Raw genomic sequence first — 25,520 nt, 5'->3', positions numbered from 1 at the left:
TTTCTAAAATCTACCAGCTTATAACAGCATACCCCGCAGACGGTCCGCAAGCACTTGCATCATGCTTCTCAATACGTCGATATTTTGGAAGCATAGCGCAAAGACTTGGTCGCGGTGCAGCTGCAGCACGACCGTCCGACCTACCGCTGTACAGTCTGCTGAGCGAAGACCGCTGTCGATAACCGCCATCTCGCCGAAATATTCGCCTTCGCCAAGTGTCGCGAACGTCTCGCTTCCTTTATGAATACGAATGTTTCCTTCGATGATACCGTACAACGTATCGCCGTAATCATCCACTTTGCAAACCGACTCACCTGGTGCATATTCCACTTCTTCCACAGCTTGAGCGAGCTTTATGACATCCTCCTGCGATAAGCGCGCGAACAGCTCGATCTTCTGCAGAATCAGAACCCGCCGCAAAATCGTTTCACTTTGCATCAAATGCGCATTCGACGCCTCCGTCTCCACCGATTCCATCGATGCCGCCACCTCCTGCTCCGCTTGGGATGCAGGAGCAGCCGCTGTGCGCGCCAGCTTCGAGCGCAGCCGCCGCGAGAGCAGCCGCATCATCTCAAGCGCGATGCCCGTGCGGTCGAACATGACATCATAGAACGCAGCCGAATCGAGTCGCAAGAGCACAAGCTCTTCTTCTGCGACAACCGTCGCTGTGCGCAATCGGTGCGTCAGAATCGCCGTCTGCCCGAACGTCTCGCCAGCGATTCGCTCGTTCACCTTCTCGCTGCCTTGGTAAACGGCGGTTCTACCGCTGCGAATAATATAGAGCGCATCGCCAGGGTCACCCTGACGGAACACCGTGCTGCCCTGCGGATAGACAAGCTGCTCCATACGCAGCGCAAAAGCTGCCAGCTCTCTGCCCGTCAGTCCTTCAAACAGCGAAACCTTCTTCAGCATCTCGATGCGATCCATCTGATCGCCGAGCCACGCCTCATCCACCTGCGCCGTCAATGCCGCATCGCCTGAGTCTCCAGCTTCAGCTCCGGTCGCCTTTCCGAGGGCAATCCGCTCGCCGCGCCTTGCCGCAGCGAATTGAATGACCTGGCACAGCCACTCTTCGCCCTGATCGTACAGCCAGTCCAAATTCGGCAGCGACTGCTCGCGCGAAGCTGCCGTACCAGCGCCAGTCCCTGCTGCACTTGGTGCTATAATCCGCGGCGCAGCCATTAGCTTCGCCAGCTCCATCCGCAGGTTGCCCTGAACGAGCTGATCGATCACTTCCGCTGCATTCGCCTGCTGTCGCGCCTGCCCTTCCGACCAGTTCACGTATACCGCACTAATCGTGCTTGCATCATACATAAAGCCAAGCAGCTGGAAGATTCGCTTGATCATCTCAAGCCGCGACTGCTCAATCGCTTCGGCAACCTCGCTGTAGCCTTCAGCCCCGCCCATATCCCGCTGATAGGCGGTAAACTTCCAGTACAGATCAAGTTCTAGATAGATATGCATCTCAATCCGCTTCGCATCGATATAAGAGATGCCCTTACGCATGCGCGACATCGCCTCAAGCAGCTTATCCCGCAGCTCGAAGCCCGATGCCGGATATCGCTCCATCAATACGTCGAAGGCCGCTTGTCCGCCGATTCGCTCGAATACTTTTGGCAAATAAAGCAGGGCCGCGTCCATCTCAAAATACGGCGCAAGCAGCGGCAAAATCACTTTCTCCTCATATGCCGCAAGCGCCTCCACCGCAGGCTCCCTCGTCTCATTATGCGTCAAGAGCGGTACGATGTGCGGCACAAGCTCCGTCACGCCAAGCAGCGCAGCCGATTGCACCGCATACTTACGCACCTGCGGCGAATCGTCCCTCAGCAGCGGAATAAGCGGCTTGTAGAACCCGCGGATACCGATCTGACCGAACAAAATCGCCATCCTCGTCCGCTCGTCCTCATGCGAGCTCTCCATGAGCTGCTTCAACGTGCCGACGGCACGGAACATCCCCTCAATGCCGTAATACTTAATGTGGCCGGCAATCGCGGCGGATTTCACATCCATATCTTCCACGGTTAGCCGTGCTGTGATCTCGTCAAGATACTCTTCCTTCGCATAAGCGGACAACGCCAGCACCGCTCCAGCTTGCACGAGACTATGGCCCTCTTGCTGCATCTGTGCAAGCAGCGTCTCTTCCTGTCCTGCCGGACGGACCCGCTCCATGTACCGAAGCGCCTCCACGCGCACCTCTTGCGCCGGATGCTGAAGCAGTCCTTCCATATGCGGCATCAGGTCAAACCCGTCTACCTCTTGCAAAATCTTCAGCGCATACAGCACCTGCCCCTTCTCGGGATTCGTCAGCGTACCTGTCAGTACAGCGAGACTGGCAGGGTCCATCAGGTCGAGCTGACCCTCCTGCAGATCATGCCCCCTTGTCTTTAGTGTCGACAAGAGCGCCTGCAAATAAGCCCCTTTCACCTTTACCGCCGCAAAGATGCATACGGTCAGAAGTGCTAGAATGACATAGCTGAACTGCGGTGTCGTGAGCAGCTGAGACAGAGCGATAAGGCCGATCGCCGCCACTCCTTTGGCACCGTTGCGGACAATACCGTCGAGGAAGCTTTTTGCCTGATTGCGCCATTCTGGAGGAACCGGAAACATAATGAGCTGATTGACCGAGGAGTTGATCGTATCGCCGAGCACCTTGTCGCTGCCCTTCACAATGACGACCATCGCGAGCACAGGCATGAGCAGAACGCCGAGGCTGCCTGTGAACAAGGCAATCGGGAACACCAGTATCGCCGCCATAACGCCGAAGCGCGTCAGAAGCTTGCCCGCGATGAACAGCTGAACGAACAGGGCAAGGAGGCCCGAATAGCCGTAAAAGCTTCCCATGAAGCCGGCGAGCTCATCATTTTCCAGCGTACTCTTCAAGATGACTTTGAACTGATAATCAATAAGTGTCAGCGTAATGACGAGCGCCGCCGACATGATTGCGACGTATTTTAGATGCGGTACGTGGTGGAACATGCCGCCTTTGCTTTCTTTTGCCGGCTGCTTCTTCTTCGCCCCGGTATTCGGTTGTTGTTTGCGGACTGCGAATACGCTCACATCCGAGCGGCGAGTCAGCTGGACAACCGCTACCAGCGCGATTAACTGCATCCCCGCGTAGAAGAAAATGAGATTCGGGGTGCCCACAAGCGGAGCGACCGCCTTCAGTCCGAAGCCGCTGACAATGCTGCCGATCAAGCCGCCACTGCCGACTAGGCCGATCGTTCGTTTGACTTTCCGCTGATCGAGCACGGAGGTCGCAAACTGCCAGAAGCAGACGACCATGAGGAAGTTGAACACGTCATAGCCGACATAGATGACCGGATACACCCATTTGAAATCCAATCCAACACCGAGCCTGGAAAGAAGCACAAGCGATGAGAGAATCGGAATCAGCACATAGAGCAGCTGGTCCATCCGGAATCGAGGGCTGATCCGTTGAAACAGGAATCCGACCAGTATAAGCGCGGCCGATTGAGGCACATACATGAACGACAGCTGCGAGGCGCCAAAATGGGACAAAAACAGCGCATCCGCCGCCGTTCGCCCAATCGTTGAAGCCGAAGTAATGGCAAATAAATAGAGGACAAGGAACAGCACCTTCGAGTATTCTTCCTTGTCCTCACCGAACCTCTGAAACGTTTGGGCAATCATCCCCGATTTGATTTTCATCCTCGCAGCTCCTTAACCTTCTCCTACATATTTCTCTATTTTATACCAAAATTCTGGTTCTAGGGAACTAGATAAAATAGAAAAAGAACTGGTTGGAGAGGTGCAGTTCCTGAATCTCGTGGATTTCTCACTGATGTGGGTTTCGTGGTACCCCTCTTTGGCTCAAACTCGCAGATTTCCTCCTAATGTGGTGACCCTGAGGACTCTCTATGGCCAATGTAGTCCACCAGACCAGCTTCTTTTGCATAATTCACCAGTTTTCCGCTAATGTAGTCCACCAGACCAGCTTCTTTCGCATAATTCACCAGTTTTCCGTCAATGTAGTCCACCAAACCAGCTTCTTTCGTTCAATCCGAAAAGCCTTACCCAGTTAAGGATAAGGCCCAGGTTGCCCGAGATTTTCTCGGGAAGCGTTAGTAGGTAGTGAGGCTAACATCCGTCAGCTTCCGAGCTTGCCGAAGGTATTAGGTATTCGTTCCGAGCAACTTCTCCCTGAGGCCGAAAGGTCCTACCAGCGTCTACCAGATTAAACCGACCAACAAAAAGCACGGTCCCCGCCTCATGCGGAGTCCGTGCCCTAAAGGCCATGCCCTAAAATCCTAAAATCCCGTCCTATTCCATTGCTCACTATTGCTCTCTACTGCTCGCCCTGCGATTCGAACCGCTCCGCGGAAGTCTGATACGCGACAATAACGATGTTGTTGTCCGATGTCAGCTGCCTCAGCTCTGTTTCAAGCTGCTGCAGACGCGCTAGCGCTTGTCCGTCCAACTGTGCCGGTCTGTAATTCAAGAGAATCCCCTCCATTTACTAGAGTGATAGATACTCTCTATTGTTGACGGCAGCGGAGCAACTTATGCAGCTTGCGCCAGCCAATTGTTAAGGCAAGTCAATCAGCATGAACCGCCCGCCGTTCTCCGACGTGATCGTAAGCTCTGTCACATCCGTAATGCGCGCTGCATCGCTGCGGTTAAGGCGATTAGAGCCGTTCAGCGTAACGTCGCCGTCAATAACGAACAGATAGATTTTGCGGTCAGGTGCTTGGTTGAAGGTGACTGTCTTGCCTGCTTCCGGCTTCGACAGGTAGATCGTTAGATCCTGATGGATGGTCGTGATCGACTCGCCAAGGATGCTCTTCGATACGATAGGAAGCAACGCATTAACCATAGCGTTCTGATCGAATGCCTTCTGCTCATAAGATGGCGTAAGCCCCTTCTCCTCTGGGAGGAACCATAGCTGCATAATGTTCGCGACTTCCGTGCTCGATGAATTGACTTCGGAATGCAGGATGCCCGTTCCAGCCGTCATCCGCTGCACTTCGCCCACGCGCAGAACTTCTTTGCCGCCCGTATTGTCCTCATGCGCCAGCTCGCCGCTGATGACTACCGTGACGATCTCCATATCACGGTGCGGATGTGTGCCGAATCCTTTGCCAGGTTGAATATAATCCTCGTTAAATACCCGCAGTGGGCCAAAATTCATGTTGTTCGGATCGTAATAATCAGCAAAAGAGAAACTAAAATTAAATTGGAGCCAGCCGGTATCGCCCGAATATCGCGATGAGGCCGGATACGTCGTAATCATCGTTAAAACACTCCTTTGTATCGTTGAAATTTTGTATACCAACTTACTTTATGTAAGTATAATAGTGTGCTATAGTAAGCTTGTCAAGGAGGGATCGCTATGGATCATTTGTACATTCGCCACACCGTTGGCGGCCGCTTATTTCTCGATTCGAAGAAACATGAAGTGAGCTTTGCCATTACGCCTGCGAGCGACCGCGAAGGCTGGAGGCTGACCATCGACCTGGCAGATACCGCAATTGCTGAGGATATCTGTCGTCACAACGATGAGCTGAATATCTTCGTGATTGAGAGCGGCGCTGTCGACAAGAAGACATGGTATTATTCTACACACGGAATCGTCGATTATAACAACACCGATGCGAAATTGACCATTCACGCTGATGGCAAAATGGACTACAACGTTTAAACCGGATGACACTGCGCTCTCGCGGTTACACTAGTGGAACATTCTGCTAGCTGCGAGGAGAACCAAATCCCATGAATACTACAATAGAGACGATCATCCGCTCTATCGCCGCATTCGTTCTCATCATGATCATTGCGCGCATAATCGGGAAACAAACGTTAACCCAGTTAACCTATCACGACTTCGTATCCACCATTACGCTCGGCGCCATTACAGCAAATTTGGCGTTCAACACCGACCTGAAATCGTGGAACCAAATTACCGCTTTGCTGACTTTCAGCGGGATCGCGCTCCTCATTTCCGTCGTGTCCCTGCGAAGCCGGCATCTGCGTAAGTGGGTGTCCGGCAAGCCGACAATCATGATGGAAAATGGCAAAATCCTCGAGCATAACCTGCGCAAGCTGCGCTTCACGCTCGATACACTCAATCAGGAGCTGCGGGAAAAAGATATTTTCGACATCAATGAAGTCGAGTATGCGGTGCTGGAGCTGAACGGCAAGTTATCCGTGCTAAAGAAGCCCCAGTTCCGACAAGTGACGAAGAAGGATCTCGGCGTGAAGACGCCTGCTGAGAGCCAATTCCCCATCGAGCTCATTATGGACGGCAAGCCCGCCATTACCAATATGGAGAACAGCGGGCTTGATATGGATTGGCTAAACAAGCAGATGCGGCGCCGTGGACTGACGCTTGATGATGTGTGTTATGCCGTGCGTGGAACCGACGGTTCCGTGTACTTCGATCTGTACCATGATCAGCTTAAACATCCGATTAACTCGGAATAGGACTCGGAGCTGCTCCTAATAGCTCTAACTCCGTCTTATGTCCATGCCCAGAAAAATCCGTCCCGCTCCCAAGCTGCGCGCCCGCCGTGCAGCTTTTTAAATGCCTTCTTCACTTCTTTGTCGATCGACTCATTGCCGTTCTCATTCACGTAGATGAAGTGCTCGCCGTAATGAGCTTTAATATGCGCCACTACTTGCTCCTGACGCAGAATACCCACCGCTTGCAGCTCCTTAATCATCCATTCCGCCACTTCCTGTGCTGTATGCTCCATTGCCCTGTCCCCTTCCTTTCGTGCTAAATCTATTGTTACCATTGCCCCTAAAAACCGTATGTATCCTTAACAACCGCATACCTATGAGTAGCAGCCCGTATTAAAGCGTAAACGGCTGTCGCCGTCCTCTAGTGGCAAAAGCTGCGTTTCGCGGAAAAATATAAGTAAAGTATCGAGCAAACTCATACTTTCTTATATTTTAAAAAAACGATTGTGGAGGGGTTCATGCATGCATGTCATCGAACCGAATACGAAGAAAGTGAACTTTAAGCCTTATATCTGGCTTTCGGCTCTTGTCGTCGTCGGCCTCATTGTCGCTTTTAACGGCTTTGCCACCGTCCAATACGGCAACGTCGGCTTATACAAAACGTTCGGCAAACTGAATGATAACATACTGGCGCCAGGCATTCATATGAAAATCCCATTCGTACAGAGCATCATCCAAGTGAATGTGCAGGTGACCAAGGCCGAGACCGATACGTCGGCTTCCTCCAAAGACCTGCAGCCGGTATCCACGCATGTCGCCGTCAACTATGCTGTTGATAAAGCGGCTGCCTATAAGCTGATGAACAACGTCGGAGGCTCCTTCGATAACGTCATCGTCAATCCGGCGATTCAGGAGATTGTGAAGGAAGTGACGGCACGGTATCCGGCGGAGGATCTGATTGCCAAGCGCGACATCGTTGCAGCCGAAGTGCGGGAGCATCTAACGACGCGGCTCGCCAAATACAACCTTATCGTCGCCGATATTAACATCGTGAATTTCAAGTTCTCTGATGCGTTCAATCAGTCGATTGAGGCGAAGCAAGTAGCGCAGCAGCAGGCATTGAAGGCGGAGAACGATCTCAAACGCGTACAGATTGAAGCGAAGCAGAAGGTCGCGCAGGCGCAGGCGGAAGCGGAGTCGCTTAAGCTGAAGAAACAGGAAGTGACGCCGGAGCTCGTTCAGCTGAAGCAGATCGAGGTGCAGGAGATGGCGGTCGATAAGTGGGATGGTCATCTGCCGACCGTAACAGGCGGCGCGATGCCTTTCATTGATGTGAATTCGCTGGCAGGCAGCATCAGTAGCAGTTCCGCGAGTGTGCCGAATGCGAGCGGCGCGGATAAAGCAGCGGATGATACAGCTGCTTTGGATAGCACAAGCGCGAACGCGAACGAGAGCAAACAGCCTTAAGGAAGACAATCCGCACGTACCAAAGAGCGGCGCAGGAGTTTGATCCTGTGCCGCTTCTTTTTTGCTCTAAATCTCTCAGATGCTCACCTTACGACTGAGTACCGTCCAGCTTCGCTTGGGACGCACTACGGCAGAGCTTGCATACTTTTATAATCTTCCCGTCTGTTCTGGACCGGGAGTATAGCAGCTTGATTCTAGTCGTCCCGCATGCAGGGCATGTTCCGCGCCCGTGAGACGGGGTGTTCCAGAGCGATTTTCCGCGTGTAGATTTCGGCATGATGTTGCCCCCTCATCAATCATTTATTCATATGAATAAGGTCATTATAGGGGATGGCTCCACCCGGATATATATAACAAACGGTTAGAGCTATTTATGGTATAAAAAAAGGCGCATCCATTAGTCCGATGCGACTTTTGCCGGTTTGCTCCGGTTATAGACAATTTTTTTGATGCTATCGCAAGAGAGACAATAGCGCGACGAAAGCTCGTCTATTGTGATGCCAGCGGAGAATTGTTGACGTATTTCATCGTTTCTGTGCCTTAGCATCTGCTTGCTGCCGGAATTTTCTCCCCATTGCTTCTTTGAGCCTACAGGCGTTGGAACGTAAACCATTCCGCCGCTCACATACTTCTGTATTTCCTTCAACAACTCTGCAGGAAAAATAACATCTGCATTAATATATTTCATATTCGCTCTGCTCCTTAAAATAAATTCTTTAAGGTAGCAAAGTCTATCCTACAAACTAGGCGGTAGATCTTGCGAAGCTCCATACAAACAACCGCCGTTGTTTATAGTGTAGACCTTGCATAGAGCTTCCAGTCAATCGTGACATATACGCATACCCTCCTCTCATTCAAACAAATCGGAATTTTTACCTACTATTTCCATTATTCTCATTCGCCACCTCCGCATGATCTCCTGCTTACACTCCGTATCTCACGCAATAACTATCGCAAAACCACTTTGTTTAGCGAATGAGCACTTCCTTTGTCACCCATGCAGGGACCCGCTTCTATAGCTCGAATACTTCGATACATCCCACATCTGAACGGAGTGATTGGAATGATGGAACTTGTCAAAAGCAAGGACGCAGCTGAGTCGCTGAACGTGAGCCAAACAACGGTCAAACGCTGGGCCTCCCACTTCCCGCACTACTTCCAAAAGGACCGCTTCGGACACTATATTTTCACGCAGCAGGATCTCGCCATGCTCGGAATCATTAAGGCAGCGCTCGAGAATGGTGAGACGATGGATCAGATCGTATTGCCAGAACCGGAACCAGAGCAGGCGCAAGCGCAGGCGGCACAGCAGCCCATGAATCAAGCTATGCTAGAGGTCGCAGCCTCGGTCGCGGCTCCCGAGGAGACTGATCTGCTGGCACGTATCCGCTCTGTCGAGCGCAAGCTGGAGCAGAAGGCCGACGAGGTCGTCGCCGCCCAAGTGCTGCAGCACCGCGAGGAGCTTGACGAGCTGCGCCGCATGGTCGAGCAGCTTGCCGCGTCGCTCGAGACGGCCCGCAAGCCAGCATCGCCGATGGCGGAGCTCAGCGCCTCAGCAGCTGAAACAGCAGCCGCCTCAACCGGACTGCCTTCGCGCAAGCGCGGCTTGTTCCGATCGTTATTCGTCTGGTTCTAGAACTAGAGAACTCTTTTCCGCTATAAACGTAACATTCACAATGTCTCTTCCGTCTGAATAGTATCGAATTCACATGACGGAGGGAATCGCTTTGAAGGTTCGAATTGCAGCGCTCGCGATAGCATTACAAGTCCTGCTGGTTCATGTCGCTTTAGCAAGTGCCGCCGATAGCCTCGAGCAGCGAGCAGATCAGAAGTTTGAAGCCAATCGCAAGACAGAAGTGACTGTCCGTTATCATCATGCCAATACAGCGGTTACGTTTAAGGATCAATTTATCCCGATTCGTTTCTTATTCGGCAGATCTACAGATCAGATTAATTGGAACAATCATACGAAGACTGCTTCCGTTCTACGTAATGGCAAGCAGCTTATTCTAGCTACGAAGTCGTTTAACCCCTCTAAGAAGCAAGTGGTTTGGCCGCACGAGTGGTTCGTATTCAAGGACGGAACAAACTATGTAAACGTGATGTACCTGAATCAAATCTTTGACCGATATGGAAAGTATGAAGCGGACTCCGAAGAACAGAAATGGGCACAGAAGTTGGGGTTCCTTGGCATTACTTATATCGATAGCATCTATGGTGGCAAAGACGGTATCCAACATGTGTTTGTTATGTTTGACGAACAAGCTTAACCGTATAAATAGCCCGGTCCTCCGAAGACAGTAGGAGTACCGGGCTTATTATTTTGCCATAAAGAATTAATAACTCTTCGTCGCCAGCTCATTCAGCGGCTTAAACGTATAGCCTTGCTGCCTTGCTGCATCAATAATCTGGCTGAGCGCTTCCGTGTTGTCCTTCGAAACAGAATGCAGCAGAATGACCGCGCCGGGATGCAGCTGCTTCATCACATTGTCATACGCATAACGCCAGCCCTTCTGCGCATTCGGCTCCCAGTCCCGGTAAGCGACCGACCAGAACACGCTCGTATACCCCTGCTCCTTGCTTACAGCTAGCACATGGCTGTTGAAGATCCCTCTCGGCGGGCGCAGATACGTCATGTCCTGCTGTCCAGTCAGCTCAGCAACCGCCGTCTTCACTTTCGCAAGCTCCGTATGGATTTGGCTGCTCGAGATGACGCTCATGTCCGGATGGCTCCAGGAATGGTTGCCAATCAGATGCCCTTCCGCCGCCATTCGCTTCACGAGCTCCGGCTTATCCTTCACATAGTGACCGGTCACGAAGAAGATTGCCGGGACGCCTTTCTCCTTGAGCACATCCAGAATCCGACTCGTATAGCCGTTCTCGTAGCCGTTGTCGAAGGTCAAGTACAGCTCCTTTTGCTTCGTATCGCCTAGAAATATCGCCCCATGCTGCTCAAGGATCGGCTGGAACCCTTCCTCCTTAATCGAAGGCAGAGCACCTCCAACGCTTTTCTTAAATCCAAAATGATACGGTCCGCCATGCGGCCCAGCAATCGCACTTGCGGCTTCACTCGCTAGCAGCAGCACCGCAAGCACCGCTACTATGGTTACGCCGAGCAAGGCACGTCGATTTCGCATATTCATTATCATCAATTCCCACTTTCATGCTTGGCTTTGCCTGTATAAGTAGGATTTCACCATGCTCGGGAATTTATGTGAGCTGCTGTTCTATGTTAGAATAGGCGGAGCAAATGTAGTGGAGAGAGGCGGCGTTAAACAATGGCTACGATTGTAAAAATCCGCGGCAGCGTATTTATTGGAGGGCTGCAGTGGCTTCCGGCCATCACAGATTCGGCAACTGGCATCATATATGAATATGCAGGTGATGCACGTGAATTTTCGCCAGCGACGGTCAATACGGGACGTTCCCGTGTCGAGCAGGAGGTCGTCATTGACTTTGTGAAGCGCAAACTGTTCACTTTCGCGAGTACAGGTTATACGACTTTGCGACAGACGATGCCTGGCGGCGTATCGGAGATGAAACAAGGCAAAGCGCCGACTGACGGTGTCACGGTAGAAGGTGAAGCTTGGGGAGCGATGTCTTGCTCATTCGTCATGAAAGCAAGCGCAGCCAACCCGCTTCGTCCGGATGCGCCGACGGTGGATTATGAGCTGCACATTACTGTGCATGGTGAAGACGGCAAGGTTGAGGTGCGAGGCAGCCATGACGGCTTTCCTTGCTTCGAGTTTTATAAACAGGTCGATTTCGGTGATTTCGAACAGCTGTATTCGCATGATTTTCGCGTGACTGGCGATACGCCAGCAGCGATGGCCGGCGAGATGGAGTACCATTTCGAACGTAATCTATAACTACTGATAAGGAAGGAATGGCGATTATGGCCTTGTACCACCGTTTAGTGACGGATGAAGATTTCACCGAGGCGATGGAGCGCCAGTTCCGGCTTCGTGTCTACAAAGACGATCATATCGTCGATTCAGGCGGCGTCATTATCCGCTTCGACGACACCACCGTCGTCAGCCAATCCAGCGTCAGCGACGTGGCGTATCACGACCGCTCGGCCTGCGAGTTTTTTGAGATTCGGCGTCGATAGCGGCGTGGGTCCCTATATTGGATATTTCTAATCATTTCGAGCTGTTTGGCGCTGTAACTGGCGCTATATCACCTAATAGCTGCACAGCAACCGTTAGAAAATTAAATTAGCCATTGGAGGCTAAATAGCGTTCGTGACAACCGTAAGCGTATGCGATGAACCGGACACAACGATTTTCTTATATCCCTTATGTTGAAGCTTAAACTAAAAAGAGAAACCCGCTGTTTCGAAATAACGCGGGTTTCTCTACACGAAAGGATGCTGCCTACTAGGCAGCACCCTTTCTTTATTAACTCTATAGCTATTCCACCTTAATCGACTTGATCTCATACGGCTTGAACGTCAACATGATCGTTCCATCCGCGCTGATGCTGCACGGCTCGAGCTCTTCTTCGAGCAGGTTGACGATGCTCGCCTGCTTTATTGATGCTGGCAAGCGCAGCGTGATCCGGTCGCGGCTGCCCGTCGACTCGTAGAAGCGAATAACCGTACCCGCCCCGCGCTCCTCCTGCTTCACGGTATCGAGAATGACAGAGCGACTGTCCAGCTCCAGCATCGCTTGTTCCGAAGGCAACGACTTTCCGCTCGTACCGCTAGCGATATCCGCACCCTCGCCTACAACGGTAACTGTCGGGCTGTTAAGCTCAGCTGCCCTCCGAACGACATCTGCCGAGCGCCAGTCTCCAGCATGCGGCAGGAGCGAGTATGTGAACTCGTGCTCGCCTTGATCAGCGGTCGCATCCGGCCATTTCGGCGCACGCAGCAGCGACAAGCGCAGCACACTGTCCTTCACGTCATAGCCGTACTTGCAATCATTGAGCAAGCTGACGCCATAGCCGCCTTCTGAAACATCGGCCCAGCGATGGCTGCATACTTCATACTGCGCCTGTTCCCAGCTCGTATTGCGATGCGTCGGACGCTCCAAGGCGCCGAACGGAATTTCATAGGTCGCTTTCGTCGCCAGAACATCGACGGGGAACGCAACTTTCAATAACTTATGGCTTTCGTGCCACTGTACGCGCGTCTTGAAATCAATCCGCTTCTCATTGTGATAGAGCACCAAATCCTGCGTAATCCGCGAATCGTTCAAGCGCCATTCGAAACGAAGAATATCAAGCGCCTCGCCAGAGACAACTACCTTCCGTTCCAGAAGCTCAGCTTCTCCCGCACGCTGCTGCTCGTACTTCGCATCAATATCCCATGCATCCCAGTACAGCGGTCTGTCATGGAAGAATTGAAGCTCGTTCGCCTTCGCGCCTTCTGGCAGAACCTCACGCTCCGCCGCTTTATCGAACAAACGAGTGATCTCACCACGCTCGTTGAACTCCAGCTTATAATGACGCGTTTCCCACACAGACATATCCGTTAGTTCCTGACCGCCAGCGCCAGTACCAGCACCTACCGCTTCCTTCAGCCAGATCGTCTTATAGCCAAAAGCAGGGATTCCCGTCACAGCAACCGCCAAGGCCGGCTTCATGCCATCTGCCCCTGCGATCCAATCCGACTTCAACAGGTCGCCCGCTTCATCGAACGCGCTCATGCCTGCCAGCTCCAGACCGCCCTCAATCAGAACCGTCTCGTCCCGCTCCCAACCGAGGCTGTTGAACACGACATACGGCGTGCCTTCGCCAGTTGCAGCCGAAGAAGACGCCGAAACCTGGCCTGCAATAGCACGAAGCGCCTTATCCAGCTCCTGATTACCAAGCGCGAAGACTTCTTCGTATTCAGCAGCAGAGGTCACATACGATTCCGTAATCGCCGTTCCCGGAATGATGTCGTGGAACTGGTTCAGCATCATCAGTTTCCAACCCTTGTTCAGCGCCTTCAGAGCAGCATCCCCGGATACTCCAGCATATAACCTTGCGAATGTACCCCAGATCTCAGCATTACGGTAGAGCACTTCAGCTTTGCGGTTATACCGCTTGTTCCGTCCGTGCGTCGTGAGCGTACCACGGTGCAGCTCCAAGTAGAGGTCGCCATGCCACTCCGGCAGTGTATCCTGGGCTTTCGAGACGGACTCGAAGAACGCGCCCGCCGTACTGAAGCGACTTACCGGAAGGCCCGGCATAAGCTCGGTGCGATGCACGAATTCCACCATTTCGCGAGTAACGCCGCCGCCACCGTCACCGTGACCGTAAAGAAGCATCAACTCGTCCAGCTTATCCTTCTGGCGGTAAGCTTCCCAGTGTTCCTTCACGTCTTTGGGACGCGTATGCTCGTTAACGCCGTGATTCAAGTAGGAGATGATCGGAGTCCCGTCGATGCCGACCCAGCGGAACAGCTCATGCGGGAACTTGTTCGTATCGTTCCAATTGAGCTTCGTCGTCATGAAATAGTCGATCCCCGCCAGCTTCAGCAGCTGCGGCAGCGATGCGCTATAGCCGAACGTATCCGGCAGCCATTCAATCGTCGCGCGTTTGCCAAACTCCTCGTCATAGAAGAGCTGACCGTGCAGCAGCTGACGGACAAGCGACTCCCCGCTCGGGATGTTGAGATCCGGCTCAATCCACATACCCCCGACGAGCTCCCAACGATCCTCTGCAATCGCCCGTTTGATCTTCGCATAGAGTGCAGGATCCTGCTCCTTCACAAAATCATACAGCAGCGGCTGGCTCTGCGAATAAACGAAGTCCGGATATTCTTCTATCAACGACGTCATCGTCGAGAACGTACGGCTTGCCTTGCGGACCGTCTCGCGGACAGGCCACAGCCACGCAATATCAATATGCGATTGACCGACCATATGCATCTTTCCTTGCAATGGGCTGGCAGGGAATTGTTCACACACACGTTCAGCTAACGACTGCTCGATCTCCGCAATCCCCTCGCCGCCTTGCCACTGTGCCTCTGATAAGCACTCTGTTTCTCGCATTGTGCGGTGCAGCAGATCCAGCATCTGCTGACGGGCAGGAGCTGTGTCCGATTCCGGCAGCAGCCGCATCGTTTCATATACAGCCTGCACACTTCGCAGCAAGCTCTGCACCAGCTTGTTCACGCGAACAAGCGTAATGTCATACTGCGTAATCGGCTGAGCCTTTGTCTCTTGATTGTTCAGCGGATCGAACGGCTCAGGAATCGGATCGTACAGCTCAATCTCAAGCAGCGGCGTATGGCCTACTCCTTCCAAATATAGCGGTACAAAGTTATGGTTGCGATCCAGCCCCTGATAGGAATCACCGTTCACGCGCAGCAGACCTTCCCCACCGCCGCTAACCGTTAAACCAGCCGTTCCGTGCTCCCACTCGGCAGGAATCGTAATTTTCTTCGTTAGAAAATAAGTAATGCCATGCTTTCCGTCGAGCTTCATATCGCACAACAAGCTTGTCTCTTCACTGCCCTCAAGCGGCTCATACTGCCCCGGCAGAATATAGTTAACCTTCCGCATGTTCCAATCCCGAAGCGGTACTCGCTCCGCCCACTGACGTTCCGATAAATTGCGAATAAAACGATGAATACGATACATTCCTTACACCTCTTCTGCGCGGACGACAAGCGTCGCACCTATTACGTCTTCAACATGCTGTCCAACCATAATTTCGAATTCCCCCGGTTCTACAACCGGCTTCAGCTGCCGATCCAACATTTGCAGCTGTTCTCTGCCAATCGTGAAGCTGACCTCACGAGCTTCTCCCGGCTCAAGCTCCACACGTGCGAAGCCCTTCAGCTCCTTCGCCGGACGCGTGATCGAGCTGACTTTATCGCCAATATACAACTGAACAACCTCAGTACCTGCTACCGTGCCCGTATTCGTCACACTCACCGTCGCGACAGTCTCACCGTCCGCTGAGATCTGCTCCGAAGACAGCGTCAAGCCACTGTACTCGAATGTTGTGTAGCTCAGTCCATAGCCGAACGGATACCGCGGCATCACATCCATCTCCAGGTAACGCTTGCCCCGGCTGCGCTTGCCGTAGTAGTACACCGGAAGCTGACCAACGTGCTTCGGTACAGAGATCGTCAGTCTGCCGGATGGATTCACATCCCCGAACAGAATATCAGCAAGCGCTGCGCCACCTTCTTGACCCGGATACCATGCTTCTACAATGGCATCGGCATGCTCATCAATCCACGGCTCCACAATCGGGCGGCCGTTAATGTAGACCACGATGAGCCGCTTGCCGAGCTGATGAATGGCCTGTGCCAGCTCCAGCTGTACGCCCATTAGGTGTAAGCCGGTGCGGTCAATGCCTTCCCCGCACTCCATCTCGCTCTGCGCAAGGCCAGACACAACCGAAGCGCCTGTGCGCAAGTCGATCGTACCTTCGCCAAAGTCGCGCGCGCTGGACCCGCCAAGCGCTAGCACGACCACATCCGCCTGCTCCGCCGCTGCGAGCGCGGAAGCGAAGCCCTCACGGGAGTCGCCTTGAATGCGGCAGCCCGGCGCATACAGCACACGATCCGCTCCACCCTCGCCGAGCGTCTCTCTAATTCCTCCAAGCAGCGTAACGATGTTTTCCCGCGGCTGCGGTGACGTGTAATCTCCGAGCTGATTGTAGGTATTGTCCGCATTCGGACCGATGACCGCAATCTTGCCAGTTCCCGCTTTCGAGAGCGGAAGCGTGCTTGCCTCGTTCTTCAGCAGCACAATACCTTGACGCGCAATCTCCCGCGCCAATTCGCGATGCTCCTTGCTGCCGATAATCCGCGCAGCTAGCGCTGGATCTACATAAGGGCGATCGAACAAGCCGAGCTTGAACTTCGCCGCAAGCACTCGGCCTGCCGCGCGGTCCAAGTCCGCTTCTGTAATTAAGCCCTGGAGAAGCGCCTCCTGCAGATGAACGCCGAACATCGCTCCGGACATCTCCATATCAATGCCCGCCTTCAGCGACATCGCCGATGCCTCAGCCCCATCCTTCGCAACATCATGGCCCCACGCCAGCATATTGATGGCGCCGCAGTCCGTAATGATGAACCCATCGAAGCCCCATTCCTCGCGCAGCAAGCCGTTCAGAAGCTCGTCGTTCGAGGTGCATGGCACGCCGTCGATCTCGTTATACGCTGGCATAATCGACATCGCGCCCGCTTCAACGCCTTTGCGGAACGGGTACAAGTCGACCTCATGCAGCTCTCGCTTGCCGATATGTGCAGGACCGGCGTTGCGTCCGCCCTCCGAAGCGCCATACGCAACAAAATGCTTCAACGTCGCGATCAAGCTACCTTCCCCGTCAAGCCGATCTCCTTGCAGTCCTTGCACGGAAGCCATCGCCAGCTCGCCAATTAAATAAGGGTCCTCGCCGAAGCACTCCTCCGTACGACCCCAACGTGGATCGCGAACGACATCGAGTACGGGCGAATAGGTCGCAGCACCACCTTGGCTGCGCGTCTCATGCGCAACCGCGCGGCACATCTCCTCATAGAGCGGCACATTCCACGTGCTGCCAATCAACAGCGGAACCGGGAATACCGTCGCGCCAATCGCCATATGGCCGTGCGAGCATTCTTCCCCGAACAGGATCGGAATACCGAGCCGAGACTCCTCCACTGCAAAACGTTGGATTTCATTGACCGCACGTGCGCCTTCCGCCGGAGACAGCCCATTCTCAAGCGTCACTTCCGTCCATGGATCCGCACGAAGCGTACCATAGAGCGAGCCGATGCCGCCCTTGCGAACCTGCTCTTGAAACTCAGCACTGAGCGCAATGGTGCCGCCTTGCTGCTTCTCGTACATTTTCCAACCGAAAGGCTGCGTCAGCTGACCGATCTTCTCCTCCGTCGTCATCCTCGACAGCAGATCCTTCACCCGCACCGCAGGTGGCTGCGCCGCATCCTTGTATCGCATAATCGTTCTCCCCATTTCTCCCCAAGATAATGACAGAAGGAAGTATGCCTGATGGCATACTTCCCGATCTGCCCTAACTATTGTTACTTCTTCGCGATAGCGTTTTGATAAATCTGGATATATTGATCAAGGTTCAGACCGTCGAACCCTTTCACATAACCATCCCAGTCTTTCTCAACGTCCTTATCGCCAATAATGAATTGTGCCATGTTGGAGTTGACATAATCCTTGATGGATGTCGCCAGCTGCGCAATTGTATCTGTGTCTTCCGGTTTCACATATGCGCCAGAAGGATACGTTTCCTTCGGTGCATACGGTGCATAAGCTGCTGTTGCGTCAGCAAGACGCTTCTCGTAGCCTGCGCCTGTCAGCGGGTCTTGAGCCGTTGCGAACAGATCACGGAATTCTTTCGACAGATCTTTTGGTCCAAGCAGAGACCAGCTGTCATTACGAACAACATTCTCGTCTACTGGCTGCAGGTTGGAGAAGCTGTATTTAGCTGGCTGTCCTGTAATATTCAGTTCACCAGCGTCCGCTTTCTTCCAGCCAATGCCTTCTTTTTGGCCGTATTCGCTGAACAGGGAGCCTTCTTCGCTGTAGGCATAATCTGCGATTTTAATTGCAGCAATTTGTTGCTCTTCGCTCGCTTTATTCGTGATTGCCATCGGGAACTCACTGATGCCTTGCGACATACCTGCTAGCTGTACGCCGTTTGGTCCTTTGACCGGAGGTACGATAACCCAGTGCTTCTGACGCTCGTCTTTATCTTCATACGCTTTTACAAGGTAGCTGATAAGCGCTGTTGTGATGGAGCCGACAATTTCGTCGCCTTCGCGCTGGCCAAGTTGGCCAACCGCTTGGTCGTTCTGTGTGAATGCCGCTTTGTCGATCAAGCCTTCGCTGTACAGCTTGTGCATGTAAGCGAGACCTTCCTTCCACTCCGGCTTGTTCGCAGCAAAATCAACTTTGCCGTCTGTTACAGTCAAGTACTTGTCGTTGTCGTTATAAATAAAGGAGTTCATGATGTACGAATCGATGTTGCCGTTCCAAACCGATTTGTTTGGTGCGCCAGTAAGCGGAATTTCGTCTGCTTTACCGTTACCGTTAGGGTCTTGCGTCTTGAATGCTTTCAGCACGTTATACAGTTCATCTGTCGTTGTAGGCACTTTCAGACCAAGCTTATCCAGCCAATCTTTGTTCATCCAGTACTTCTGCGAGAACGTACAGTGGTAGCACTCGTTAAGACGCGGGAGGCCGTAGATATTGCCGTCTGGCGCTGTCATCGCTTCTTTCATGTAAGGCTTTTTCTCCATCATAGCCTTAATGTTCGGCGCATACTTGTCAATCAGATCGTTAAGCGGAATGAGCACGCCTTGTTTGCCGTAAGTCGTCAAATCCGAAGTCGTGAATTTACCCTCAAGGAATACTTCCGGGTAGTCGCCGCTCGCAAGCAGTAACTGTCTGCGGTCAACAAGCGCGTCTGTTGGCGCAAGGTCCCACTTAATTTTGACGCCAAACTTCTGTTCGATCAGCTTCGTATATTCGTTATCTTCAAGCGGTGCTTTGCCTTGTGGAGCGAAGAAGCCAAGATCTACTGGCTCAGTAGACGTCTCATTCGATGCTCCGGCATTGCTGCTCTTATCTGTATTTGATGATGTGTTGTCATTGCTGCTGCCACATGCGGACAGTACGATGCTGCTAATTAGTATAAGCATTAACGATACCAAGATTGACTTTTTCAAAGCGGTTCCCCCTTGTGATTGGTCTAAAGTTTGCTGCATCTGCCTTGAAGTCTCCCTCAGACAGTTCCCCCTGCTTCTTGTAACAATCAACTTTGATTGATGATACAGGCGCTTCCGCGCTGCCAGCCTCACCTCCAGCCAGAGTTCACATTAGCTGCTATGATAATCAGCCCTTCAGGGAGCCGATCATAACCCCTTTAACAAAATGCTTCTGCACGAACGGGTACATAATGAGCACCGGCACACAGGCGACGACGATGAGTGCATATTTCAACACTTCTTCAAAGCCTTTGTCCCGCAGACTTTGGGCCGTATTCGCCAGCATTTCCGGATCGGCCGCATTCAGAATGAGCAGGTTACGCAGCACATACTGCAGCGGAAACAGATTCTCTGACCTTAGATAGATCAGCGCATCGAAGTATGCATTCCAATGTCCAACTGCATACATCAGCGTCATAACCGCAATAATCGGCTTGGAAAGTGGCAGCGCGACGCTCCACAAGTAACGCATATCTCGGCAGCCATCCATTTGGGAAGCTTCCTGCAGCTCCGCCGGAATGGAAGACATGAAGAATGTTCTTGCAATGATAACCTGGAAGATCGAGAACGCTCCTGGAAGCCACAGCGCCCAGCGCGTATCTAGCATGTGTAAATTTTTCACCAAAAGGTAAGTTGGTATGAGTCCGCCGCTAAAAAACATCGTAATCATCATCAAAAGCATGATGTACTTGCGGCCTGGCATCGTCCGCTGCGAGAGCGGGAAAGCCATTAATACGGTGAATGCAACGTTAATGAACGTACCGACTGCCGTGTAGACAAGGCTGTTGTAGAAGCCTCTCATCAGCTGCGTACTTTGGAAGATCGACTTGTAAGCCCGTGCCGAGAACTCAACAGGGTACAGCCAGACCTTGCCAGACACGACCGCATCAGGCGAGCTCAACGACGAGCTTAAAATGTACAACAACGGGTAAAGGACCGTCAGTGTCAACAGGCCAAGCAGTGTATAGATGATGCCAAGTAGAACGCGATCGCCGAACGGCTCTCTGATTTTCTGTTGAATTAGCATGTTCGTCCGCCTTTCTACCACAAACTGTTTTCCGAAACTTTACGGGCAATTGCATTGACGACGATGAGCAAAATCAAGTTGATAATCGAGTTAAACAATCCAACCGCGGAGGAGAAGCTGAAGTTCGCCCCGAGCAGACCCACCTTGTACACATAAGTGGAAATAACCTCGGATGTACTCATGTTAAGCGGATTTTGCATCAAATAGATTTTCTCGAATCCGACCGCCATTACGTTACCAAGACTTAGAATGAGCATTGTCACGGTAATCGGGATAAGTGTCGGCAAGTCGATATGAATGATCTTCTTGAACCTGGATGCACCGTCCATACGTGCTGCTTCATAGAGCGAAGGATCGACGCTTGAGAGTGCCGCGATATAGATAATGGAGGCATACCCCATCTCTTGCCATACGCCGGACCAGACATAAATCGACTTGAACAGCCCAGGCTCACCCAAGAAGTTGATATTCGAGTAGCCTAGGAAACTGAAGATATGATCCACGACGCCGACATGCGGCGAGAGCATTAAGATGATGATGGATACCATAACGACCGTCGAAATAAAGTGAGGTGCGTAGGTAATCATTTGAACCGATCTCTTGAAAAGGCCTGTCCGCACTTCATTCAGTGCGAGCGCCAGTAGAATCGGAACCGGGAAGCCTGCTATTAAGGAATAGAAGCTGATGAGCAGCGTGTTCTTAATGAGCAGCGGGAAGTTCGGCGAGCTGAACAAATTGTGGAAGTGCTTGAACCCCACCCACGGGCTGCCCATGATGCCTTTAATGATGTTAAAATCCTTGAACGCGATGATTACCCCGAACATCGGGATATATTTGAAAATAATAAGATAAAGCACTGGAAGCAGTACGAGGAGATATAGCTCCCAGCTTCGCTTTACTCTAGTCCATGTCTGAACCATCGGCATAACCCCTTTAGTCAGTATCGTTCTTCTTGTGTAGCTCGATGATAGCCCGTCTAGCGCAGTGGCAGCAATTCGTAAGATTCCGTAAATCCACGATTTTCGCAAAACCCGTCAAATCAAGCTTTCTAGCGCTGAGAAAGATGTGTACTCCTCTTTTTTCTACAGAACATGTTTTTCTCCGGACATGCCAGAGCAGCAAAAAACCTTGGAGCTGCCTGCTGTTGCAGGCATAACCCCAAGGTTCGAAGTAGAAATATGGTTTGTAGTGAGCGGTTGGCTAACTTGTCTGCTGTTTGCGATAATCGCTTGGCGAGACGCCTGCGACATTCTTGAACGCGCGATTAAAGGAATTGTAATTGAAGTAGCCGACCTCTGTGCTTATTTCCTGAAGCGATCGCTCTGTTGTGAGCAGCTGCTGCTTCGCTTTATCCATCCGCAGTCCGATCAGAAAATCGACGAAGTTGTATCCGTACGCTTCCTTGAACAGCTTGCTGATGTTCTTGGCATGGATCATGAACTGATCGCTTAAATAATCGAGCGACAGCTCTGGATTATGATAGTTCTCTTCGATAAATGTCCGAATATCGCTAATAACGGCACGTGTCCGCTGTGAATCCTTCAATGCCTGCAGCTTGCTCGCCATCTCCTCGAAGACGCGCAAACAGCCTTGCTTCAATTCATCCAGTGTCTCCCAGCTGCGTCCGAGTTCGAGCAGCTCCGCTCCGCTGTCTTTCCATACACTGCGATAATCTTTGGACAGCTCCAAGAATACCCGGTTCAGCTGTTGGTGGAGAAATTGCAGGAAGCTCTCGATCTCCTTGCGAGATGAGATCGAATCTTGCATTTGGCTGAACAGATCCTCGATGTGCTTCTGCCAAGCTCCGTCTGCGATCCGAATTGACTGCGATAACCCATGGATTGTACCGAAATAGTCATGTACGCGTTGCTCGGAGCCTTCCAGCTGTGCGGGACGAAGGAGCCGCCCCGTGCCAAGCACTGCCTTGTACTGTAGCAGGTTGCCGGCGATCTCGTGGGAGCGACGGATTTCCTCCAGATTCGAAGCGATTCCGTGAACCCCGATGGTGACCGTAAAGCTTAAATTGCTCTGTACCCACTGTACAATTTGTTCCCCGATCTGCCCGCTCAGCACTTCGCCGTCAGCGTCATCCGGCACCCAAATAATGGCCGACAACCTGCGGTCCGTTATCCATTCCGCCCAAGTCGTCGCGTCCCGAAGACCAGACATCTCTCCCGTCACACTGGATACGACGAATTTCAGAATCGACTGGTCTTGACGATGATAGGTTTCGATAAACTGGTGATAGCGATCGATCTCGATCGCAAGCACGAACGCATGCGCACCAACCGGATTCACCTGCAGTGCTAGCAGATCTGCCATCCACTCCGATTCGCGGATGGAGACAATGCCCTCCACCGCTTCTTGAAAGCGATGCTTCTTGCGGAGAATTATGGCTTCCTGGTTCTGCTGCATCGACTTTGATGTCTCTTCCAGTAGCTGCTCCAGAGCACCTTGTATAAAGCCGAACTCATTGTTGCCGGACTGCCCTTTATACGGATTGATTAATGCGCTGGTCCGAATGAGCGAGACAAGCTGGCTGATCGGTTTATAATTGCGGCGGGTTACATGCACAACCCAGAATACGCCCAGCAATACCGCAACGAGGGCAATAATGACCCAAATGTTGTAGAAATGGAGTGCGACGTGGGCAAGTCCCCATCCGGTAGGTCCGCTATCAACAGCCCAGCCGGTATAAGGGGAAATATAGTGAGACAATACGCTATTCTCGCCATCTGCCCCAGAGTCAGACATCAGCGTGGCACCTTGTTCATCGGTAACTCGCACGTAGGTAAGCTTAGGATTATACATCGGCGAAATCGACTTCTTCAGCTTGGATAAGCTGACATTGACGACGATATACCCTGACTTGTCAGTCGAGAAATGCGGAAAGCCTTGCACGAGTGTAATCACATCCGTCGGCTTCTCCACCGCATACGGACGGAAGCTTCGCTTGCCCGTCCATTTGCCGGCTGTCACCTTCTGATTGATATAGGTCTGAATGAATGGCTGATCCACGAAGTCAGCTGCTTGTCCCGAGCCATCGCCGAGGACGAAGTTATCCTTTAAGCGGATGATATAAACCGAGTCAATGATTGGATTGTTCATTTTCCAATCATCCATTAGCTCCGTTGCTTGTATATTGCGATACACATCGTCATTATCCGAACCGAAGAAGAACCGAAGCTCATCGGCTGTAAGCGTGTCGCGCAGCACCTGATAGTTCAAGGTCTTCAGCGAATTATCTGTAAACAGGACGATCTGCTGAGTTAGAAACTCGTTGGCTTTAATCGCTTCTTTACGGTTCTGTTCATTCAAGGATTGGAAGAAGACAAAGAACAGAATCGTAACCACGACAAAAAACACGGGAAGATAAGATAAAAGCAATTTACGGAACCAGCTGCTGTTCATGTTGACTCCTCCTTTATCTTTTCCCGTGTATAGTCGTCCGAGACAATTATTTTACATGATTTGTCGAATAAATGCCATCCAAATCCAGTTCTGTTGTTTATTTCGTCGAAATTCGGAACACATGCGCAATCGGCGCCTTGCCCTGTAACTCGCTTGCCGGAAGCTGAATAGTCACGCCTTCACTGTCCTGCGTATAGCTAATCGGCTCATCCGATGCAAGCAGCTCAATGCCTGTAATCGGCTCGCTGTAAGGGATACGGATCTCTGCTGTCAGCTCCGCATCTTCGCTCGCGTATAGATATGTGCAATATACCGTGTCGTCTTTGCGCGTGAACGCACATTGACCCGTATAATATGGCGCGCAAATCCGCGTGCCGTATACCGCTTCACCGTAAACTTTCATCCAAGCGCCAAGGTCTTTCATACTCTTAAGTGCCCCTGCCGGTAAGCGTCCGTCTGGTTGTGGCCCAACATTAAGCGCAAGGTTGCCGCCCTTCGCGACGACTTCCATCAAGATATTCACAAGCTGGCGAGCCGTCTTGTACTTGTCCTCGAATTTGAAGGAGAACGAGGTACCGATCGTGATGCAGCTCTCCCATGGCACATTCAGCGGACGCGTCGGAATCGTCTGCTCTGGTGTCACATAGTTCTCGTAAGCGCCGCCTACCGTGCGGTCCGCCGACAACAGCCAAGGCTGCGTCTCTCTTGCGCGCTCGACAAGCTCGCCTAGGCGAATGTCCTGGCTAACTCGGCCGCCTTCACGAACCCAGCCAGCATCAAGCCATAGAATATCAATGCGGCCGTAACGCGTCATCAGCTCCATAATTTGCTCATGCGTGAAATCGACGAACTTCTCCCATAGCTCCGGCTTCTCCTGCGGGTTATAGGAAGGTCCCCGCCAAGTGTGGTTACCGCGCTCCATGCCCGGTGACCAGTAAAGCGGCGTATGCCAGTCTGCTTTCGAGAAGTATGCCGCGATTGCAATGTCTTTGTTACGGAACGCGTCGAAGACGTTCTTTGCGATATCGGCATGTTTGTGCGCGTGGAAAGGCGTCTCCTTGCCCGTAATACGGTATTCGGTCGTATGCGTATCCCACATGCAGAAGCCATCATGATGCTTCGTTGTGAAGATCAAATATTTGAAGCCGCCCTCCGCAGCCGCCTCCGCCCATTTCTCCGGCTCGAAGCGGAACGGGTTAAACGTCTTGTTCAGGTCAAAATATTCCCGTTTCATCTGTTCGTAATCTGTCGTCCAGTCGACATCATCTCGCGACCAGTCGCCATCGTCGTCACTAAGAATCCACGATTCCACCATGCCAATCTGGGAATAAGGACCCCAGTGCATCATCAAGGCAAGCTTCTGGTCTTGGAACCATTCCAGACGCTCCAGCGTAACCGGATTATTCGGTTTCACCCACTCCGCTTCGCTACTGTAATTATGCACGCCATTTTCGACCTCATGCTCGACTTCATCTAAGACTTCATCTACGACTCCATTTACGTTCTCACTCATCTATTTAACCT

General features: G+C 52.1%; 21 protein-coding genes. 7 read left to right on the top strand and 14 right to left on the bottom strand.

The features are described from left to right. Positions 1 to 18: 18 nt before the first annotated feature. The 3 genes from BMY11_RS18630 to BMY11_RS18625 form a co-directional block, all read right to left on the bottom strand. A complete protein-coding gene (locus BMY11_RS18630) occupies positions 19 to 3,669 on the bottom strand; it encodes an Npt1/Npt2 family nucleotide transporter (RefSeq protein WP_090579454.1) in 3,651 nt (1,216 codons plus the stop codon). Positions 3,670 to 4,306: 637 nt separating this feature from the next. Beyond that, complete coding sequence (locus BMY11_RS28925; RefSeq protein ID WP_177182708.1) at positions 4,307 to 4,459, bottom strand: hypothetical protein; 153 nt, start codon at positions 4,457 to 4,459, stop codon at positions 4,307 to 4,309. A gap of 87 nt (positions 4,460 to 4,546) precedes the next feature. Continuing rightward, positions 4,547 to 5,251 carry a pirin family protein gene (locus BMY11_RS18625; protein ID WP_090579451.1) on the bottom strand — a complete coding sequence of 235 codons (705 nt, stop codon included), beginning with the start codon at positions 5,249 to 5,251 and terminating at the stop codon, positions 4,547 to 4,549. Between the two features lie 99 nt (positions 5,252 to 5,350). Between BMY11_RS18625 and BMY11_RS18620 the strand changes: the two genes are divergently transcribed. Together BMY11_RS18620 and BMY11_RS18615 are read left to right on the top strand one after the other, a co-directional pair. Beyond that, positions 5,351 to 5,659 (top strand): hypothetical protein, encoded by a 309-nt coding sequence (locus BMY11_RS18620; RefSeq protein WP_090579449.1) that lies wholly within the window; start codon positions 5,351 to 5,353, stop codon positions 5,657 to 5,659. Between the two features lie 71 nt (positions 5,660 to 5,730). Next, complete coding sequence (locus BMY11_RS18615; protein WP_090579446.1) at positions 5,731 to 6,441, top strand: DUF421 domain-containing protein; 711 nt, start codon at positions 5,731 to 5,733, stop codon at positions 6,439 to 6,441. A 35-nt stretch (positions 6,442 to 6,476) separates the two neighbouring features. Here the strand turns inward: BMY11_RS18615 and BMY11_RS18610 are convergent, their stop codons facing one another. Beyond that, positions 6,477 to 6,713: a DUF6953 family protein gene (locus tag BMY11_RS18610; RefSeq protein WP_090579443.1), complete on the bottom strand. Its 237-nt coding sequence runs from the start codon at positions 6,711 to 6,713 to the stop codon at positions 6,477 to 6,479. 229 nt (positions 6,714 to 6,942) lie between these two features. Here BMY11_RS18610 and BMY11_RS18605 point away from each other — a divergent pair, with 229 nt between their 5' ends. Next, entirely contained in the window at positions 6,943 to 7,887 is a 945-nt protein-coding gene (locus tag BMY11_RS18605) for a prohibitin family protein (RefSeq protein ID WP_090579440.1), read from the top strand. 88 nt (positions 7,888 to 7,975) lie between these two features. On the opposite strand, the gene BMY11_RS18600 is transcribed toward BMY11_RS18605, so the two are convergent. Both BMY11_RS18600 and BMY11_RS18595 read right to left on the bottom strand, forming a co-directional pair. Beyond that, on the bottom strand, positions 7,976 to 8,164 hold the full coding sequence (locus tag BMY11_RS18600; protein ID WP_090579437.1) for a hypothetical protein: 189 nt from the start codon (positions 8,162 to 8,164) through the stop codon (positions 7,976 to 7,978). A gap of 120 nt (positions 8,165 to 8,284) precedes the next feature. Further along, on the bottom strand, positions 8,285 to 8,575 hold the full coding sequence (locus tag BMY11_RS18595) for a CD3324 family protein (RefSeq protein ID WP_090579434.1): 291 nt from the start codon (positions 8,573 to 8,575) through the stop codon (positions 8,285 to 8,287). A 375-nt stretch (positions 8,576 to 8,950) separates the two neighbouring features. Between BMY11_RS18595 and BMY11_RS18590 the strand changes: the two genes are divergently transcribed. Both BMY11_RS18590 and BMY11_RS18585 read left to right on the top strand, forming a co-directional pair. Further along, complete coding sequence (locus tag BMY11_RS18590) at positions 8,951 to 9,523, top strand: MerR family transcriptional regulator (protein WP_177182707.1); 573 nt, start codon at positions 8,951 to 8,953, stop codon at positions 9,521 to 9,523. Between the two features lie 91 nt (positions 9,524 to 9,614). Continuing rightward, positions 9,615 to 10,157: a hypothetical protein gene (locus BMY11_RS18585; protein ID WP_090579427.1), complete on the top strand. Its 543-nt coding sequence runs from the start codon at positions 9,615 to 9,617 to the stop codon at positions 10,155 to 10,157. A 66-nt stretch (positions 10,158 to 10,223) separates the two neighbouring features. Here BMY11_RS18585 and pdaA read toward each other — a convergent pair whose 3' ends face one another. After that, a complete protein-coding gene (gene pdaA, locus BMY11_RS18580) occupies positions 10,224 to 11,030 on the bottom strand; it encodes a delta-lactam-biosynthetic de-N-acetylase (RefSeq protein WP_256217638.1) in 807 nt (268 codons plus the stop codon). Between the two features lie 135 nt (positions 11,031 to 11,165). Here pdaA and BMY11_RS18575 point away from each other — a divergent pair, with 135 nt between their 5' ends. Next, entirely contained in the window at positions 11,166 to 11,756 is a 591-nt protein-coding gene (locus BMY11_RS18575) for a DUF3238 domain-containing protein (protein ID WP_090579425.1), read from the top strand. A 26-nt stretch (positions 11,757 to 11,782) separates the two neighbouring features. Next, the gene (locus tag BMY11_RS18570; RefSeq protein WP_090579422.1) at positions 11,783 to 11,998 is read left to right on the top strand and encodes a hypothetical protein; all 216 of its coding nucleotides are present in this window, start codon (positions 11,783 to 11,785) and stop codon (positions 11,996 to 11,998) included. Positions 11,999 to 12,299: 301 nt separating this feature from the next. On the opposite strand, the gene BMY11_RS18565 is transcribed toward BMY11_RS18570, so the two are convergent. The 7 genes from BMY11_RS18565 to BMY11_RS18535 all read right to left on the bottom strand — a co-directional run bounded on the left by BMY11_RS18565 (position 12,300) and on the right by BMY11_RS18535 (position 25,509). Beyond that, positions 12,300 to 15,461, bottom strand: coding sequence for an alpha-mannosidase (locus BMY11_RS18565; protein WP_090579419.1), 3,162 nt, complete (start codon positions 15,459 to 15,461; stop codon positions 12,300 to 12,302). 3 nt (positions 15,462 to 15,464) lie between these two features. Beyond that, positions 15,465 to 17,777 (bottom strand): glycoside hydrolase family 3 N-terminal domain-containing protein, encoded by a 2,313-nt coding sequence (locus BMY11_RS18560; RefSeq protein WP_090579416.1) that lies wholly within the window; start codon positions 17,775 to 17,777, stop codon positions 15,465 to 15,467. A gap of 83 nt (positions 17,778 to 17,860) precedes the next feature. Further along, a complete protein-coding gene (locus tag BMY11_RS18555; protein WP_090579414.1) occupies positions 17,861 to 19,519 on the bottom strand; it encodes a type 2 periplasmic-binding domain-containing protein in 1,659 nt (552 codons plus the stop codon). Between the two features lie 166 nt (positions 19,520 to 19,685). Next, positions 19,686 to 20,585 carry a carbohydrate ABC transporter permease gene (locus BMY11_RS18550; protein WP_090579412.1) on the bottom strand — a complete coding sequence of 300 codons (900 nt, stop codon included), beginning with the start codon at positions 20,583 to 20,585 and terminating at the stop codon, positions 19,686 to 19,688. 14 nt (positions 20,586 to 20,599) lie between these two features. Then, positions 20,600 to 21,505: an ABC transporter permease gene (locus BMY11_RS18545; RefSeq protein WP_371262876.1), complete on the bottom strand. Its 906-nt coding sequence runs from the start codon at positions 21,503 to 21,505 to the stop codon at positions 20,600 to 20,602. A gap of 280 nt (positions 21,506 to 21,785) precedes the next feature. After that, positions 21,786 to 23,996, bottom strand: coding sequence for a helix-turn-helix domain-containing protein (locus BMY11_RS18540; RefSeq protein WP_090579407.1), 2,211 nt, complete (start codon positions 23,994 to 23,996; stop codon positions 21,786 to 21,788). Positions 23,997 to 24,093: 97 nt separating this feature from the next. Beyond that, a complete protein-coding gene (locus BMY11_RS18535) occupies positions 24,094 to 25,509 on the bottom strand; it encodes an alpha-L-fucosidase (RefSeq protein ID WP_090579404.1) in 1,416 nt (471 codons plus the stop codon). Positions 25,510 to 25,520 lie beyond the last annotated feature (11 nt).

The sequence above is a fragment of the Paenibacillus sp. OV219 genome (assembly GCF_900110075.1).
GTDB lineage: Bacteria > Bacillota > Bacilli > Paenibacillales > Paenibacillaceae > Paenibacillus_Z.
The sequence above is the reverse complement of the archived record's forward strand: the minus strand, read 5'-3'. Positions and strand labels throughout refer to the sequence as shown.

What these genes read in the sequence shown, in the direction of transcription:
- pdaA (WP_256217638.1), bottom strand. Translation starts at nt 11,030, where the DNA reads ATGAATATGCGAAATCGACGTGCCTTGCTCGGCGTAACCATAGTAGCG.
- BMY11_RS18610 (WP_090579443.1), bottom strand. Translation starts at nt 6,713, where the DNA reads ATGGAGCATACAGCACAGGAAGTGGCGGAATGGATGATTAAGGAGCTG.
- BMY11_RS18605 (WP_090579440.1), top strand. Translation starts at nt 6,943, where the DNA reads ATGCATGTCATCGAACCGAATACGAAGAAAGTGAACTTTAAGCCTTAT.
- BMY11_RS18620 (WP_090579449.1), top strand. Translation starts at nt 5,351, where the DNA reads ATGGATCATTTGTACATTCGCCACACCGTTGGCGGCCGCTTATTTCTC.
- BMY11_RS18590 (WP_177182707.1), top strand. Translation starts at nt 8,951, where the DNA reads ATGATGGAACTTGTCAAAAGCAAGGACGCAGCTGAGTCGCTGAACGTG.
- BMY11_RS18625 (WP_090579451.1), bottom strand. Translation starts at nt 5,251, where the DNA reads ATGATTACGACGTATCCGGCCTCATCGCGATATTCGGGCGATACCGGC.
- BMY11_RS18560 (WP_090579416.1), bottom strand. Translation starts at nt 17,777, where the DNA reads ATGCGATACAAGGATGCGGCGCAGCCACCTGCGGTGCGGGTGAAGGAT.
- BMY11_RS18575 (WP_090579425.1), top strand. Translation starts at nt 11,166, where the DNA reads ATGGCTACGATTGTAAAAATCCGCGGCAGCGTATTTATTGGAGGGCTG.
- BMY11_RS18565 (WP_090579419.1), bottom strand. Translation starts at nt 15,461, where the DNA reads ATGTATCGTATTCATCGTTTTATTCGCAATTTATCGGAACGTCAGTGG.
- BMY11_RS18630 (WP_090579454.1), bottom strand. Translation starts at nt 3,669, where the DNA reads ATGAAAATCAAATCGGGGATGATTGCCCAAACGTTTCAGAGGTTCGGT.
- BMY11_RS18615 (WP_090579446.1), top strand. Translation starts at nt 5,731, where the DNA reads ATGAATACTACAATAGAGACGATCATCCGCTCTATCGCCGCATTCGTT.
- BMY11_RS18595 (WP_090579434.1), bottom strand. Translation starts at nt 8,575, where the DNA reads ATGAAATATATTAATGCAGATGTTATTTTTCCTGCAGAGTTGTTGAAG.
- BMY11_RS18535 (WP_090579404.1), bottom strand. Translation starts at nt 25,509, where the DNA reads ATGAGTGAGAACGTAAATGGAGTCGTAGATGAAGTCTTAGATGAAGTC.
- BMY11_RS18570 (WP_090579422.1), top strand. Translation starts at nt 11,783, where the DNA reads ATGGCCTTGTACCACCGTTTAGTGACGGATGAAGATTTCACCGAGGCG.
- BMY11_RS18540 (WP_090579407.1), bottom strand. Translation starts at nt 23,996, where the DNA reads ATGAACAGCAGCTGGTTCCGTAAATTGCTTTTATCTTATCTTCCCGTG.
- BMY11_RS18600 (WP_090579437.1), bottom strand. Translation starts at nt 8,164, where the DNA reads ATGCCGAAATCTACACGCGGAAAATCGCTCTGGAACACCCCGTCTCAC.
- BMY11_RS18550 (WP_090579412.1), bottom strand. Translation starts at nt 20,585, where the DNA reads ATGCTAATTCAACAGAAAATCAGAGAGCCGTTCGGCGATCGCGTTCTA.
- BMY11_RS18545 (WP_371262876.1), bottom strand. Translation starts at nt 21,505, where the DNA reads ATGGTTCAGACATGGACTAGAGTAAAGCGAAGCTGGGAGCTATATCTC.